The 15,953-nt window shown below is 57.4% G+C and carries 16 protein-coding genes; 5 read left to right on the top strand and 11 right to left on the bottom strand.

Annotation, left to right across the window (positions count from 1 at the left end):
- Positions 1–81: 81 nt before the first annotated feature.
- Complete coding sequence (locus ACR0CZ_RS13205) at positions 82–1,005, top strand: lysophospholipid acyltransferase family protein (protein WP_170396406.1); 924 nt, start codon at positions 82–84, stop codon at positions 1,003–1,005.
- On the opposite strand, the gene ACR0CZ_RS13210 is transcribed toward ACR0CZ_RS13205, so the two are convergent.
- Positions 1,006–1,707 carry a DUF1223 domain-containing protein gene (locus ACR0CZ_RS13210; protein WP_170396404.1) on the bottom strand — a complete coding sequence of 234 codons (702 nt, stop codon included), beginning with the start codon at positions 1,705–1,707 and terminating at the stop codon, positions 1,006–1,008.
- A gap of 226 nt (positions 1,708–1,933) precedes the next feature.
- Here ACR0CZ_RS13210 and acnA point away from each other — a divergent pair, with 226 nt between their 5' ends.
- The 3 genes from acnA to ACR0CZ_RS13225 all read left to right on the top strand — a co-directional run bounded on the left by acnA (position 1,934) and on the right by ACR0CZ_RS13225 (position 7,061).
- Positions 1,934–4,624 carry an aconitate hydratase AcnA gene (gene acnA, locus ACR0CZ_RS13215; RefSeq protein WP_170396402.1) on the top strand — a complete coding sequence of 897 codons (2,691 nt, stop codon included), beginning with the start codon at positions 1,934–1,936 and terminating at the stop codon, positions 4,622–4,624.
- A gap of 117 nt (positions 4,625–4,741) precedes the next feature.
- Entirely contained in the window at positions 4,742–6,244 is a 1,503-nt protein-coding gene (locus ACR0CZ_RS13220; RefSeq protein WP_170422264.1) for a BCCT family transporter, read from the top strand.
- Between the two features lie 115 nt (positions 6,245–6,359).
- A complete protein-coding gene (locus ACR0CZ_RS13225) occupies positions 6,360–7,061 on the top strand; it encodes an SDR family oxidoreductase (protein WP_170396398.1) in 702 nt (233 codons plus the stop codon).
- Here the strand turns inward: ACR0CZ_RS13225 and ACR0CZ_RS13230 are convergent.
- From ACR0CZ_RS13230 to yajC, 10 genes are all read right to left on the bottom strand, one after another.
- Positions 7,056–7,598, bottom strand: a complete 543-nt coding sequence (locus ACR0CZ_RS13230; RefSeq protein ID WP_170396396.1) for a DsbE family thiol:disulfide interchange protein — start codon at positions 7,596–7,598, stop codon at positions 7,056–7,058. The two genes, ACR0CZ_RS13225 and ACR0CZ_RS13230, sit on opposite strands and share 6 nt — an antisense overlap.
- Positions 7,591–7,749: a heme exporter protein CcmD gene (ccmD, locus tag ACR0CZ_RS13235; protein WP_010442050.1), complete on the bottom strand. Its 159-nt coding sequence runs from the start codon at positions 7,747–7,749 to the stop codon at positions 7,591–7,593. Before ccmD ends, ACR0CZ_RS13230 begins: the two co-directional genes overlap by 8 nt.
- Entirely contained in the window at positions 7,746–8,519 is a 774-nt protein-coding gene (locus ACR0CZ_RS13240) for a heme ABC transporter permease (RefSeq protein ID WP_170396395.1), read from the bottom strand. Before ACR0CZ_RS13240 ends, ccmD begins: the two co-directional genes overlap by 4 nt.
- A gap of 61 nt (positions 8,520–8,580) precedes the next feature.
- Positions 8,581–9,237, bottom strand: coding sequence for a heme exporter protein CcmB (gene ccmB, locus ACR0CZ_RS13245; protein WP_170396393.1), 657 nt, complete (start codon positions 9,235–9,237; stop codon positions 8,581–8,583).
- Positions 9,234–9,848 (bottom strand): heme ABC exporter ATP-binding protein CcmA, encoded by a 615-nt coding sequence (ccmA, locus tag ACR0CZ_RS13250; protein WP_170396391.1) that lies wholly within the window; start codon positions 9,846–9,848, stop codon positions 9,234–9,236. The genes ccmB and ccmA overlap by 4 nt, the downstream gene beginning before the upstream one ends.
- 130 nt (positions 9,849–9,978) lie before the next feature.
- On the bottom strand, positions 9,979–10,332 hold the full coding sequence (locus tag ACR0CZ_RS13255) for an Mth938-like domain-containing protein (protein WP_170396389.1): 354 nt from the start codon (positions 10,330–10,332) through the stop codon (positions 9,979–9,981).
- 10 nt (positions 10,333–10,342) lie between these two features.
- Positions 10,343–11,089: a TSUP family transporter gene (locus tag ACR0CZ_RS13260; protein ID WP_480536917.1), complete on the bottom strand. Its 747-nt coding sequence runs from the start codon at positions 11,087–11,089 to the stop codon at positions 10,343–10,345.
- A complete protein-coding gene (gene secF, locus ACR0CZ_RS13265) occupies positions 11,082–12,050 on the bottom strand; it encodes a protein translocase subunit SecF (protein ID WP_170396385.1) in 969 nt (322 codons plus the stop codon). The genes ACR0CZ_RS13260 and secF overlap by 8 nt, the downstream gene beginning before the upstream one ends.
- A 1-nt stretch (position 12,051) precedes the next feature.
- Positions 12,052–13,713, bottom strand: coding sequence for a protein translocase subunit SecD (gene secD, locus ACR0CZ_RS13270; RefSeq protein ID WP_480536916.1), 1,662 nt, complete (start codon positions 13,711–13,713; stop codon positions 12,052–12,054).
- A gap of 33 nt (positions 13,714–13,746) precedes the next feature.
- Positions 13,747–14,034 carry a preprotein translocase subunit YajC gene (gene yajC / locus ACR0CZ_RS13275; protein ID WP_155151194.1) on the bottom strand — a complete coding sequence of 96 codons (288 nt, stop codon included), beginning with the start codon at positions 14,032–14,034 and terminating at the stop codon, positions 13,747–13,749.
- 192 nt (positions 14,035–14,226) lie between these two features.
- Between yajC and ACR0CZ_RS13280 the strand changes: the two genes are divergently transcribed.
- Positions 14,227–15,891: a mechanosensitive ion channel domain-containing protein gene (locus tag ACR0CZ_RS13280; protein WP_170396382.1), complete on the top strand. Its 1,665-nt coding sequence runs from the start codon at positions 14,227–14,229 to the stop codon at positions 15,889–15,891.
- The last annotated feature ends 62 nt before the right edge of the window (positions 15,892–15,953 follow it).

A 15,953-nucleotide genomic window follows, 5' to 3' on the forward strand; every position in this document is an offset into this window, starting at 1 on the left:
GCAAGGCGCGACCACTTGTGATCGCACGATGGGGCCTGTATGTCTCGTCGCGCAGTTCACAACGCTCAGGTGTCTCTCCCCATGCCCGTCGAAAAGTCGGAACTAAGCCGATTTGAGCTTGGAAAATACTACGTCGCCAACCTGTTTCTGACCGGCGTAATCCGCGGCATGCGCCTGCTGCCATATGAGCGCCGCATCGGAGCGATGGGCGCGATTGTGCGCTGGCTTGCCCCCATTGTCGGCTTTCGAACCCGCGTGCGCCGCAACCTGAAACTCACCTGCCCAGACCTGCCCGAGGCCGAGGTCAAACGCATCTGCCGCGCCGTGCCTGACAATGCCGGGCGCGCGATCATGGAGCATTTTTCAGCCGACGGTTTCATCGAGCGACAAAGCAAGGCCAAAGTATCGGGCTCGGGTGTCGAAGCATTTGATGCCGCCGTAGCGGAAGGGCGTCCAGTGATGATGATCACTGCGCATTTCGGGCACTATCTGGCCGCGCGGGTCGCGCTGCAGGCGCGTAGCGGTAAACCCATCGGCAGCCTCTATCGCCGCATGGCAAATCCATATTTCAACGACATGTATGTCGAGGCATTCTATCAGACCGGGTCGCCCATGTTCGAACAGGGCCGCCGAGGTATGGTCGAAATGGTCCGTTCACTGAAAAGCGGAGGCATCATTGCCATTGTATCCGACCTGCATGCGCATGGTGGTGAGGAGCTGACCTTTTTCGGCAAACCCGCCGTCACCTCGGTGCTGAACGCGGAACTTGCGATCAAATACAAGGCTGTGCTGATCCCCTGCTATGCAGTGCGCCAACCCAACGGGATCGATTTTGAGATCGTCCTACACGACCCGGTCCCGCATACTGATGCCAAAACCATGACCCAGTTCACCAATGACGACCTGGAAGCGATGGTGCGTCAGCACATGGGACAATGGTTCTGGATTCATCGGCGCTGGAAGTCCTGGAGGGGACTGGGGGTCCAGCCAAAGGATATGCCCTGATCACTTAACCCGCGCTGCGGCCACGATCGGACCATGGCCACTGCGCTGGATCAGAACAACGGCAGGCAATTCCGATGACAATGTTGCGGTGAAACTCTGCGGTGTTTGGCCATCCCAGCGACCGGCAATCTGCCAATTCTCGACCACGTTTGCATAATCCAGATCATGTCCGGCCAATTCGCCACGCCGGATCGAGGTGCGACGCATCGGCGAATACTGCACAATCCGAACATCATAGGTTTCGTCGTCTGGTAACTCGATCGGAACGACATTCATGGATACTTCGTTCGCGGTACGCGTGGCACTGACCTCGGCCTCCGGCGGCGCAGTCAGGTGTGCATCGATTAGCCGGTTCAGTTCAATTGACTTGGCCCCAACCACATCCTGCTGCCCATTCACAACCATCTGCGGCGTGTAGATCATCGTCCGCCCGCCTTCACGTGCATAGGCGCGCTGACGATCGGTGTGGTCGGGATTGGCGTATTCATCTTTCCAGCCAATGTAGTCCCAATAATCCACATGCAACGCCAGACCGATTACATCATCCCGCTTGGCCAATTCATGCATGATCCGGTCTGCTGGCGGGCAGGACGAGCACCCCTGCGAGGTGAACAGTTCGACCACCACCGGATCATCCTGCGCCTGAGCCGGGGCAGCAAGAAAGAGTGAAACAAACGCGGTCGCAGCGACTGATCTGAGCATGTTTTCTCTCGATAGAGGATGATTGCCTGAAAGGTTTAAGTCGGAACCGAATAAACTGCCAATCAAGGTTTCTTGAGACCTCAGACACAAGCTTTCGACAAAATGTGTGCAATGGTATACAAAAAACCACCCAAACTGCCCGTTGCACCTTGAAACAACTGGTGTGGTAATGCAGATAACCCTTAGCGAAGCCCGTATTCCAAGTCATTTGAGAGGGAGGCCACAGATGCCCATCAAGGTCGGACAGGACACCGCCAAGACACGCCGCAGCCTGAACGTGAATGGCAAATCCATTTCCTATTATTCGATTCCAGCCGCGCAAGAAGCAGGCTTAGGCGATTTTTCGAATCTGCCTGCCGCGCTGAAAGTGGTTCTGGAAAACATGCTGCGGTTCGAAGATGACGGGTTCTCGGTTTCCGTCGATGACATCAAAGCCTTTGCCGAATGGGGTGCCAACGGTGGCAAGAACCCACGTGAGATTGCCTATCGCCCTGCCCGGGTACTGATGCAAGACTTTACCGGAGTTCCGGCCGTGGTGGATCTGGCAGCGATGCGCGACGGCATCAAGGGCCTTGGTGGGGACGCGCAAAAGATTAACCCGCTGAACCCGGTCGATCTGGTCATCGACCACTCGGTCATGATTGATGAGTTCGGCAACCCACGCGCGTTTCAGATGAACGTGGACCGCGAATATGAGCGCAACATGGAACGCTATCAGTTCCTGAAATGGGGTCAGAACGCGTTCAACAATTTCCGCGTCGTGCCTCCCGGCACCGGAATCTGCCACCAAGTAAACCTGGAATACCTGGCGCAGACCGTCTGGACAGACACGGACCAAAGCGGCGAAGAAGTCGCCTATCCCGATACACTTGTTGGTACTGACAGCCACACCACCATGGTCAACGGCATGGCCGTTCTGGGCTGGGGCGTTGGCGGGATCGAGGCCGAGGCAGCGATGCTGGGTCAACCGATCTCGATGCTGATCCCCGAGGTTGTGGGTTTTGAGCTGACCGGTTCGATGGTCGAAGGCACAACGGGAACCGACCTTGTCCTGAAAGTCGTCGAGATGCTGCGCGAGAAAGGCGTGGTTGGTAAATTCGTTGAGTTCTTCGGCGAAGGTCTGGACCGCTTGCCCTTGGCCGATCGCGCAACCATCGCCAACATGGCCCCCGAATACGGCGCGACCTGTGGTTTCTTCCCGATTGACGGCGAGACCTTGCGCTATATGCGCAATACTGGACGCGACGAAGACCGCATCGCATTGGTCGAGGCCTACGCCAAGGAAAACGGCTTCTGGCGCGATGCCGATTACGCTCCGATCTACACCGACACTCTGTCGCTGGATATGGGCACAATTGTTCCTGCGATCTCGGGCCCGAAACGGCCGCAGGATTATGTCGCACTAACTGACGCCAAGGCCGCATTCACCAAGGAAATGGCCGAGACCTTCAAACGCCCGATGGGCAAACAAATAGAGGTCAAAGGCGAAAACTACGGCATGGAATCGGGCAAAGTCGTGATCGCCTCGATCACCTCCTGCACCAACACGTCGAACCCGTATGTGATGATCGGCGCGGGCCTCGTTGCACGTAAAGCCGCCGCGCTGGGATTGGATCGCAAACCGTGGGTAAAGACCTCATTGGCGCCCGGCTCGCAGGTTGTGTCCGCCTACTTGGAGGCTGCGGGTCTGCAGGAAGATCTGGACAAGATCGGCTTCAACCTTGTTGGCTATGGCTGCACCACCTGTATTGGCAACTCGGGTCCGATCCAAAGGGAAATCAGCGAAGCGATTGCCGAAGGCGATCTTGTTGCCACTTCGGTTCTTTCAGGCAACCGCAACTTCGAAGGCCGCATCTCGCCCGACGTGCGCGCCAACTATCTGGCTTCACCGCCGCTGGTAGTGGTTTATGCCTTGGCTGGTACGTTGGACATCGACCTGACTTCGGAACCGATTGGACAGGATCAGGCTGGCAACGATGTCTACATGAAAGACATCTGGCCGACCCAAAGCGAAATCGCCGAATTGGTTGAGGCAACCGTGACCCGCGAGGCGTTCCAGTCGAAATATGCCGATGTCTTCAAAGGCGACGAGAAATGGCAGGAGGTCGAGGTTCCACAACAGGAAACCTATGATTGGCCACCGACGTCAACCTACATTCAAAACCCTCCCTATTTCCAAGGCATGGGGCCTGAGCCGGGCACAATCTCGAATATCGATGGTGCAAAGGTTCTGCTGATCCTGGGTGACATGATCACCACCGACCATATCTCGCCCGCCGGTTCGTTTGCGACAACGACACCTGCCGGGAAGTATCTGACCGATCGTCAGGTTCAGCCGCGCGAATTCAACTCGTATGGCTCACGCCGTGGCAACCACGAGATCATGATGCGCGGCACCTTCGCCAATATCCGCGTCAAGAACGAGATGCTGGATGGCGTCGAAGGCGGTTATACAAAAGGCCCGGATGGTGAACAAACCTCGGTCTACGAAGCATCGATGGCCTATCAGGAGCAAGGCACCCCGCTGGTCGTCTTTGGCGGCGAACAGTACGGTGCAGGTTCGTCACGCGACTGGGCGGCCAAGGGCACAGCTCTGCTTGGCGTCAAGGCAGTGATCGCCGAGAGTTTTGAGCGCATCCACCGTTCAAACCTGGTAGGCATGGGCGTCATACCGTTCGAATTCACCGATGGTGATACCCGCAAGACACTGGGTCTGAAGGGTGATGAGACCGTATCGATCCACGGGTTGGATTCAGTTGAGCCCCTGCAGGAAGTGCCCTGCACCATCATTTACGGAGATGGTACCGAAAAGACGATCACCCTGAAGTGCCGCATCGATACCGCGCCCGAGATCGAATACATCGAAAACGGCGGTGTGCTGCAATACGTGCTGCGCAATCTCGCAAAAGCGTCATAAATCAGCAGGTTGATATCCAACCTCAGCCCCCGGCCCTGCGCCGGGGGTTTTGTTTTCTGGCCATTTATTCAAAAATCTGAAACTGTTGGGCAAGACAGTCTTCGGAATTCCATCACCATGAAAAAGCCCAACGCCCTACTGGTTTGCTCGCTTAGCGTCATCGCCGTGATCGGGATCTGGGGCGTCATCGATATCGAAAGCTTGGTGACTTGGGCCAACAGCATCGTGCAACAAACCTTCCACAGTCGCGGTTGGTTCGTGATGCTCGCGGCCTCGGGCATGTTGATCGGGTGTTTGGTTCTGGCCTTTTCGCCCTATGGCAAAATCCGTTTGGGCCGAGATGATGAAGAGCCCGAGTTCTCGACCGCCACCTGGATCTCAATGCTGTTCTCCGCAGGAATGGGCGTTGGACTGCTGTTCTGGGCGGTCGCCGAGCCCCTGACCCATTTCAACTTCATCTCGGGCATGGCACCCGACTATGTCGCCGCGCAGCAGGCCATGCTGGCAACAAACTTCCATTGGGGCCTGCACGCATGGGCGATTTACGGTTCGACCGCGCTGACCATCGCTTATTTCAGCTTTCGGCGCGGGACAGGCATGATGGTCAGTGCACCGATCAAAAGCCTGTTCCCAGGAGAACGCTGGGCCGAGCGGGTCGGGTGGCTGTCGGATTTCATGGCCATTGTTGCAATCTCTATCGGTGTTGGCGGTTCAATGGCCATGGGCGTGTTCCAGGTTGCGGACGGGATTGCGGTTCTGGGTGGCCGGGAAACGGTTGGTGCCCTTCTGATCGGCGTTGTTTTCCTGGCGATGGTCGCAGCCTACATCCCTGCTCTGTTGATCGACCTCGGCCAAGGCATGGCGCGCTTGTCGAATGCGGCAATGCTGATCGCGATCTGCCTTGTGGCCTATACAGTGGTCCTCGGCCCCACCGAGTATCTATTGAATACCGTGGTTCAAGGGTTCGGCGATTACGTCACCAATGTCATCCCTCGGGGCTTTCAGACCTTCACCTTCTTCGGCGATGACGTCACCAAATGGTTCAGCGACTGGACCCTCACCTATATGGTCTGGTGGATCGCCTGGGGACCTTTTGTTGGTGTGTTTGTCGCGCGTATCTCTCGCGGTCGCACGATCCGGGAATTCGTGATCGGAGTACTCTTTGCGCCCACGCTGTTCTCGATCCTTTGGTTCGGTGCCTTTGGCGGCATCGGTCTGTTCGAGGCGCTCAACGGCGCCGGTGAACTGCTGGCCTATACGCAAACAAACATCGAGCGTGTGACCTTCGCCCTGCTCGACCGTTTGCCCTTATCGCAGATCACAATACTTGCAACCGTAGCAGCGGCGTTTCTGTTCATCGTAACCAGCGTTGTAAGCGCGGCCTTTGTGCTGGGTACATTCTCGTCCCAGGGGGATGAAAACCCGCCCCCGCGCGTGCGGCTGATCTGGGGTGCATTGCTGGGCTTGTTGAGTGTCGCGATGATCCTGTCGGGCTCGGTGGAATCGGTCAAAGTCCTGATCTCACTCGGGGCGCTGCCCTTTGTGTTCATCTCGGTTCTGCTGATGGTCTGCCTGTTCCGAGGGCTACGAGAAGAGGGGCTGAGCCATGCTGATCGGTGATCTGACGGATACGCTTATGAATCTGACCACCTTTGCATTCATCGGCGCGATGATCTGGATTTTGGTCCGTAAGTAACGGCTTGAATCCCGGCCATTTTACCGATTTCCTACGATTATGGACAAAGTCGCATTGATAACCGGCGGTGCACGCGGAATTGGGCGTGCAATCGTCGAAGACCTCAGCCGTGATCACCGCGTCGCGTTTACTTGGTTGTCGAGCAAACCCACGCCCGAGCTACTGGGTGGGGATGTTCTGGCCATACGCTCCGATCTATCTGCGCCCGACCAGCCGGCTAGCGTGATTTCGCAGGTGATCGAGAGGTTTGGAAGGCTGGATGTGATCGTCAACAATGCCGGCCTTGTGAAATCTACCCCCAAAGAGGAATTTCGGGCCGAGGACCACCGCGCCATTCTGGATTTGAACCTGCTGGTCCCTGCCGCATTGTTGGCTGCTGCGCTACCACATCTGAAACGCGACGCCTCAATCGTCAGTATCTCATCCATGAACGCGGTCTTGCCGCCTCGGGATGCGGTGACCTATGGGGCCAGCAAGGCCGCCCTGAATCTATGGACCCACGCCATGGCAAAGGAGCTTGGGCCAAAGGGGATACGCGTTAATGCAGTCGCGCCGGGTGCGATCAACATCCCCGAAGCGCCCCGGTCGGAGGAGTTGACCGCGCTGTTTGTCAAAGAAACCGCTTTAGGTCGCGCGGGAAAGCCCGAGGATATCGCCAAAGTCGTCAGGTTTCTGGCGTCCGATGCCGCATCCTTCATCACTGGTGAGGTTCTGGGCGTCACCGGTGGCTATCGCTTATGAGCCACCTGCGGCTTTCTCAAGTGCTGGGCGGATCGTGCTTTCGATCACCCGCTGAGTGACCGGACCAGCCCAGCGCAGGATGATCGTGCCCTCACCGTCGATCACATAGGTTTCGGGCACACCGTAGACGCCCCAGTCCAGCCCCATGCGGCCCTGTTCATCCCGACCGATACCGGCATAGGGATCGCCCAGTTCGGCAAGAAATCCTTCGGCGTTGTCCAGTTGATCTTTGTAGTTGATACCATAGACCGGGATACCCTCGTCAGACAGAGCCTGCAGATTGGGGTGTTCGACGCGGCATGGTGCACACCAACTGGCCCAGTAGTTGACCAGCTTGACCTCGCCATCACGCAGTGTGGCATCATCGAAGCCCGGTTTGCCCGCGAACTCGGTCAGTACAACCGGCGGTGCTGGCTGACCCTCGCGCGCCGAGGGCAAGGCGTTGGGATCGTCACGGAACATGCCGATGCCCGCGAGCACAGCGAAGGCGCCGAAAATCAGCGGAGGCGCGATCATCAGGGGCGAAATCTTAGCCATTGCGTGACATCCTTTGTTCAACCTTCTCCATCTCGGCCCGTACCTTACGGCCCCGGATCACGCTGAAACCCACCAATGCGATCAGAAGTCCGATTGATACGACATAGGACCACAAGACGGTATCGGCATATTTTCCAAGATCAGGGATCATCCGCTCACCCTTTCACGCGCCATAAGCGCCTTGGTCCGGCGGGCGCGAATTTCTGTGCCCGTACGATAGAAGACCAGCGCAATGAACAGCAGTACAAAGCCAATGATGCAAAGCAGCAGTGGATAGAAGTAGATATTGCTTACTTTCTCTTCAGTATCCGTGCCTGTGATCGCCCCGGCGCGCATCACCGAAGCCCCCTGATGCAGCCCCTGATTCCAGAAGTTCACCGCATACCGGCTGAGGAACGCAAAGACCGAACCCACAAGGCAAAGGACCGAGGTCAGGTCAGCCGCGGTATCCGGGTCTTCGATGGCCTCCCACAGGGCGACATAGCCCAGATAAAACAGGAACAGGATGAGGAACGAGGTCAGGCGCGGGTCCCAGGCCCACCATGTCCCCCACATAGGCTGCCCCCAGATCGCTCCGGTGGCCAATGCGATCAGCGTCATCACGATGCCAATGGGCGCAGCGGCGCGGGCAGCCAGCGCACTGACATGGTGGCGACGCACCAACCAGACCAGCGAAGTTGCCAGCATCATCAGCCAGCAATTGATCGCCATCAACGCGGCAGGTACATGCAGGTAGATGATCTTTACGGTCGAGCCTTGCTTGTAGTCATCCGGGGTGAAGAAAAAGCCCCAGATCAATCCGACGACCAGACAAAGACCTGAGCTGATCCAGAAGAACGGAAGGACCCGTTCGCTGGTCGCGAGGAACTTACGCGGGTTGGCGTATTCCCAAAGGGCATTGGCTTTGGCTGCGATTGTCATGGGCTCTATCTAGTCCGAGTCGGCGTGGTTCTCAATTGACCTCAGTCAAGCTTTGTGGCCATCACCTAAGATTGATGCGCAGTACCGCTGCGCTGGCAAAGGGTAAAAGTGCGACCGTTGCGGCGGTAATCCCTGCCAGCATTAGCAGGGGCGTTTGCGTCTCCATGCCTGTCGCACCGCGTCGGGCGACCTCGGCTCCGAAGATCAAAGTCGGCACGTAGAGCGGCAAAACCAGAAGCGACAGTAGCAGACCGCCCCGTTTTAGACCAACAGTAAGGGCCGCGCCAAAGGTGCCGATAACGCTCATCGCCGGAGTACCGAGGAGCAGTGAGATCACTAGCCACGAAAACCCGGGTACAGGCAGGTTTAGCAACACGCCTAGGAACGGCGCGGCCAGAACCAGCGGCAATCCGGTGGTTAGCCAATGGGCTAGCGCTTTGACGGTAACAACTGATTCCAACGGAAGCGGCGCGGTCGCGAGCAGATCAAGCGAGCCGTCTTCCCAATCCAGCGCCAGAAGGCGATCAAGTGACAGCAGACACGCCAAAAGCGCGCCAAGCCAAAGAACGCCCGGAGCGATGGTCGAAAGCAGCGAAGATTGCGGGCCAACCGAGAATGGCACCAGAACGGTGACGATCAGGAAGAAAGCAAGACCGAGACCAAAGCCACCCCCCGCACGGAAGGCCAATTTCAGATCACGCAGCAATAAGGCGATCACAAGAAACCTCCGTCGAAATCGTCGATGGGCTTGGGCTTGGCCTTGTTGGGGCCAACGTCCAGAACCTCTCCGTCCAAGCCAAGATCAATATGGGTCGCGATCAGGGCCGAACCACCCTGCCCCAGATGCGCGCGCACCGCATCCGCAAACATCTGCACGGCGTGACGATCCAGCGAGACCGTCGGCTCGTCCAGCATCCAGATCGGGCGGCCAGTAACCAACATACGCGCCAATCCCAGACGCCGTTTCTGCCCCGCCGAAAGGTTGCCCGCATGGCGGTCAGCCAACTCGTTCAGTTCAAACGCATCAAGGGCGTGCTGGATATCACGGGTGCCAAAGACCGACGCCCAGAAGTTGAGGTTTTCGACAACGGTCAGGGTCGGTTTTAACCCGTCGGAATGGGACGCGTATGCGATCTGGTCTTCTGCCCCGTCGATTTGCCCTGCCAGCGGCGGTTGCAGGCCCGCAAGCGTACGCAGTAATGTTGTCTTTCCGATCCCATTCGGTCCACGCAGAATCAGCGCCCTTCCTGCCTCAAGCGAGAAGCTCAGCCCTTCGAGCACGGGAACTCCGCCGCGTGCGATGGCCAGATCGGTTACCTTTAAAGTCATGAAGCCCGCTTAGCGGATTGTGCGTGTGGGCAAAAGGTCGGAATTGCCGCAGAGCGGCTGGTCGGATCGCAGTGAGGGGCCAGCCCCTCACACTCACCGAGATATTTTTAGCCAGTGGAAGAACAGATCCTCAGACCGGGATCAGCGCAAGCGCAATGCGGCGGCCTTCGGAAAGCAGCACGTTGTAGGTGCGGCAGGCCGCCGGAGAGTTCATGATTTCGACACCCATACCTGCCTCTTCCAATGTGGTGCGCAAGTCGGCTGGGATGTGGGTCAGTTCTTTGCCCGTACCGATGAACAGAACATCGACATGTTCGGACAAGGCCAGCAGGGTCTGGGCGTCGGAGTAACCCGCCCAAGCCGATGTACCAGTGGGGCCGGTCAGGACTGCCCCATCATGAACTTCCCCGCCTATCCGAAAGAACCCGGGGCCATAGCCATCAACCGGCTGAGCGTTTGTATATGTGATCTCGTTCAGGCGCATGTGCAGGGTTCTAGCCCCAAAGCGGCAGGCCGGACAAGGCCGCTGTTGCAATCACCAGATAGGCTGCGGCGCGGTAGAGGTTCTCGTACTCGGGTCGGAACATCCAGCCCCCCAGCCAGTTGCCCGCGATGTTGGGAACCGCAAGCGCAAGGCCCAATCCGATGCTCGCGATCGAAAGACGCCCCATCCCACCGAGATATCCAAGGATCAGCAAATCGAAAGCAAACAGGAACAGTAGGATCGTCGCGCGGATGATCTCAACCGGTAAGGGCCGTGACATATAAAACAGGATGACAGCAGGCCCCGGTATCCCGGCTACCCCGCCAAGTAGCCCTGCAGCCCCGCCGATCGCAGCAACCATGCCACGCGATACCGCTCCCCGGTAGCGCAGACCAAAAACCAGAACGGCCAGCATCGACAAGGAAATCAGGCTGACGATATAGCGAAACACTTCAGGATCGGTCCGGGTCAGCAGCCATAAGCCAACCGGTAGAAGTAGCGCGCACCCGACAAAAAGGCGCATCAGATCTGCCTTGTCAACAACCGTCCATGCGCGGCGCAGGTTCGGGATCGGGCCAAATAAGTCCATGACCGTCAGCGCGATGATGGCACCGAAGGGGCCAAGATACGGGCTGGCGATGGGCAGGAAGATCAGGGCCGTCCCAAAGCCGGAGAACCCACGCACGATGCCCCCAACAAAGGCGGCGAAAATAATAACGGCCAGACCGGTTGGGGTCTGGCCGAAATACTCAGGCATCAATGTTGGCAAACTGGTTGCCCGCCGTATTCGACGGCTTCGACCAGTCGCGCTTGACCCCCAGCCACAGCAGGATGGTCGAGGCCACGAAGACCGACGAATAGGTCCCGACGATCACGCCCCAGATCATCGCGAAGACAAAGCCTCGGATCACGTCTCCGCCCAGTACATAGAGCGAGATCAGCGCCAGCAGCGTGGTCACAGAGGTCATCACCGTCCGGCTGAGCGTTTCGTTGATCGAGATGTTCAGCACCTCTTTGAGGTCTTTCTTCTTATACTTCCGCAGGTTTTCGCGAACCCGGTCGAAGACGACCACGGTGTCGTTCAGCGAATAGCCGACGATAGTCAGTAGAGCGGCGATGATCGCCAGGTCAAAACGGATTTGTAGTTCCGAGAAGATGCCGATGGTCAGGATCACGTCATGCACCAACGCGGCGACCGCCCCGAGTGCGAACTGCCATTCGAACCTAAGCCAGATATAGACAAGCACTGCGCCAATCGCCAAGGCGACCGCAATGACCGCGGTCTGGATCAACTCACCCGAAACCTTGGGGCCAACCGATTCTACCGAGACGAACTGGATATCCGGCGCGGCGACGGTCAGCGCTTCTTCGACGGCTGTGACGGTTGCGGCCGCCACAGCTTCGGCCCCGTCCTGTGCCTGAATGCGGATCATCGCGACGTTTTCATCCTCGCCAAAGGTGGGATCAAAAATCTCGGTGATGGTCACATCGCCAAGCTCAAGCGGCGCGATGGCGTCGCGATAGGCGCCGACGTCGATCTCTTGCGCGCTTTGGGTCCGAATCGTGGTGCCGCCGCGAAAGTCGATGCCGAAGTTCAGGCCTTGCAGCAGGAATGACGTGAATGCGATTACCATCATCAAACCCGAGATGCCCAGCCAGACCTTCCAACGGCTAAAGAAATCGAACGAGGTGTTTTGGGGTACGAGTTTCAGTCTCATGTCAAACCTCGATCGTTTTCGGACGGCGGCGTTCGAACCACATCACGATCATCAGACGCGTCACAAAGATCGCGGTGAAGACCGAGGTCAGAATACCCAGACCAAGCGTAATGGAGAAGCCGCGCACGGGACCACTGCCCATTGCAAACAGGATGGTTGCGGTAATGAATGTGGTCACGTTTGCGTCCAGAATGGCCGAAAGCGCTTTTTCGTATCCCAGTTCGATGGCACGCGCCGGACCTTTGGCAGATTTCAGTTCCTCGCGGATACGCTCGAAGATCAGCACGTTGGCGTCAACTGCCATGCCCACCGTCAGCACGATACCCGCGATCCCGGGCAAGGTCAGCGTGGCGCCGATCAGTGAGAGCAGGCCAAACAAAAGCCCCACGTTCAGGATCAGCGCAACATTGGCGAAGATGCCGAACAGGCCGTAGCTGAGAGCCATGAATACCAACACGGCGACAAAGGCCACGATTGTCGCGACTTTACCTGCGTCGATACTGTCCTGACCCAGCTCAGGGCCGATGGTGCGCTCTTCCAGGAAATCCAGACCTGCAGGCAAGGCACCTGCGCGCAGCAGAACGGCCAAATTGGTGCTTTCCTCAACCGTGAAATTGCCAGTGATGATGCCCGAACCACCTGGGATATGGCTTTGGATTACAGGGGCCGAAATCACCTCGTCATCCAGGACGATAGCAAAGGGTACGCCAATGTTTTCCAGCGTGTAATCGCCGAATTTGCGCGCGCCAGAGGTGTTGAACCGGAAGCTGACCGCAGGGCGGCCGTTCTGGTCGAAGGATGGCTGCGCGTCGACCAATTCTTCACCGGTCACGACGGGTGCGGCGTCCAGAGTATAGTACACACCATCTTCATCGATCGATGGCACAAGCTTCTCACCAACGCCCGGAATGGCATCCGGGTCAGTCCCGCGTCCAGCGACAGGATTGAATGTCAACTGTGCCGTCGTGCCGATAATCTCTTTGAGCTCCCCGGCGCTGCCGATACCGGGCACCTGAATAAGGATACGATCAGCGCCCTGGCGCTGGATAGTTGGTTCGCGTGTGCCAACCTCGTCGATCCGACGGCGGATGATCTCAAGGGACTGGCGCACAGTACGATCATCCGAAGCAAGCTTTTCGGCCTCGGACAGTTGGACAACGATAGTGTCCCCCTCAGCGCGGGCCTCTATATCTGTTGCCCCTGCCCCGGTCAGCGTCTGCACCTGTCGGGCCAGACCGCGCACAACCTCTAATGCGCGGGACATGCCCTCGGGTTGGCTGATGCGCACGCGAATCTCGTCAGGCGCCGAATCCTGACGACGGATCGTGCCGACCGTCGCGCGTTCATCACGCAGCGCGTCGCGGATTTCGGGCCACATCGCCTCCATCCGGGATTCGTAGACATCATCAACCTTGACCTCGGCCAGCAAATGCGCGCCGCCGCGCAAGTCGAGCCCGAGATTGACCAGAGACGACGGCAGCCAATTCGGCCATTGCGCGGCCTCGGCCTGCATTTCAGGTGTATCAATGCCAAGCTCAATCGCAGCCTTGGCATCGTTAGATTGTTCTACGCGCGTATAAAACGCATTCGGCAGGGCAAGGAACAGACCGATCACACAGACCGACCAGATCAGAACCCGCTTCCAGGAATCAATTTGCAGCATTACCCTGCCTTTTCAAGGAATTGTCGCGCGAAGTTACTTCGCAGGTTCGGTCTTGTTCAGAACCTGAGCGATGGTCGATTTGACCACGCGAACCTTAACGCCCTCGGCGATCTCGACTTCGATCTCGTTGTCGCCTTCCTTGACCTTCGACACCTTGCCGATCAGCCCGCCTTGGGTGACAACCTGATCGCCCCGGCGCACGGCTTCGACCATGGCCTGATGTTCCTTCATCTTTTTCTGCTGCGGACGGATCAGCAGAAAATACATAATCGCGAAGATCAGGATCAGCGGGAGAAACTGGGCGATTGCGCCACCTTCCATGGGATATTCCTTTGTTCTGATGATGCAGAGAGCTCTCTGCAAAGTTTGCGGGAACCTATGCTTTGAAACATGGGTTTGCAAGCAAACCTGGCCCCATTTCGATCATCGGGTTCAAAGGTTTGCTGCCGGACGTTGCAGATATGTTCTAGGCAGACCCTTCCAGTCAGATATAGTCCTGTGGCAGGAGGCCTAATGATTCAATCAATCCAGACCCTTGGCGCGTTTGTTCGCCTGATGCTCGTGACAACCTGTATAGGTCTTTTGGCGTCGCCCGTATGGGCACAGAACGCCACTAGCGAAGAGCCTGCTATAGAAGACACTGAATCAGAGATTTTTCAGGCTCCGGTTATCGTTGACGGCGACACCTTGTTTCACCTGCGCGGCTCCAGCGCGCTGCCCGCTCCGGAACGGGCCGCGAGTGTACAGAACAAGATCATCGAAATCGCCGAGGCCTCAGACGCCGAGCAGGTCTCAATAACCTTCGAGGACTCAGAGTTCGGCATTCGAATCTTTGCCGATGGTGTTCAAGTTTCGATCGTGACCGATGCCGATTCCGAGCTTGAGCAGATGGACCTGAACGTTCTCAGTTTGTTGCACGGCGACGCTATTAAACAATCCATTGAAAGCTATCGCGCAAACCGCACCGAACAGGCGCGTGTTTCGGGTGCCATCGAAGCCTTGGCATGGACAGCTGGATTCGCGCTTTTTGTCGTCGTTATCCTGTGGCTGCATCGGCGTATTCGCCGCCGTACGCTGAAACTGGTCAAGCGTTACCTCAAGGATGTCGAAACCGCGACCGCGAAAAGCGTTCAGGCCGAGGCCATCGCCGCGTTGATCCGGTATGCTCTGAATTTTGTCCTGCTGGTGATCTTTTTCCTCGGCTTCTACTACTATCTCTCCTTCGTTCTGCTTGCCTTTGCCGAGACGCGCTATTTCGCGCAACTCCTGCTGACCTACTTGACCGAGCCGGTCCTGCTAATCTTCAAAGGCATCCTCAGCTACATCCCAAACCTGATCATGTTGATACTGATCGCATGGATAACGCTGTATATTATCCGGGGCATGCGTGTGTTCTTTGACGCCGTCGAGGCGGGAACCTTTGACATGGGCGATTTTGAAAGCCACTGGGTGAACCCGACCTTCAACATCGCCCGCGTCGTCGTTATCCTGATCGCTCTGGTCTTTGCTGTCCCTTACATCCCCGGGTCAGACTCGGCGGCGTTTCAGGGGCTGACGATTCTGGTTGGTGCCATGCTGTCGCTGGGCGCGAACTCGGTCGTGTCGAACATGCTGGCGGGGCTGTTTGTGATCTATCGCCGCTCGACCTCTATCGGGGATCGGATCCAGATCGGGGACCATATCGGCGATGTGGTACAGATCAAGTTGATGGAGACGCATCTGAAGTCCATCAAGAATGAACTGATCTCGATCCCGAACGCCCAATTGATGAATTCGGACGTGGTTAATTTCTCGAAGAGAACCGACGGTAGCGGGTTGCTGCTGCACACGACCGTAGGCATCGGGTACGAAGAGCCACCCGAGAAAGTTGAGGCAATGCTGATAGAAGCCGCCCATCGCACCAAGGGGATCAAGGCAAAGCCCGAACCCTTTGTTTTATGGACCGCATTGGCCGATTACGCGATAAACTATCAGATCAACGGTTATACCACGCGGGGCAGTATCATCCCGAAAATCCGCTCGGACCTGCATCGCAACATCGTGGCCGTGTTCAATGAGAATAACGTGCAGATCATGACACCTTCGTACATGGCCGACCCGCCCGAGCCGAAAATCCCAACCGAAGAGTGGGATGGCCATCTGGCGCATGAATCCCACGAGGAATCGGATAAGTCGTAACCGGTGCTACACCCTGCCATTCAGATGGTGCATAAGCGGATTCAGTGATTCACGCAGTTAAG

It is taken from the genome of Ruegeria sp. H9, from assembly GCF_056532915.1.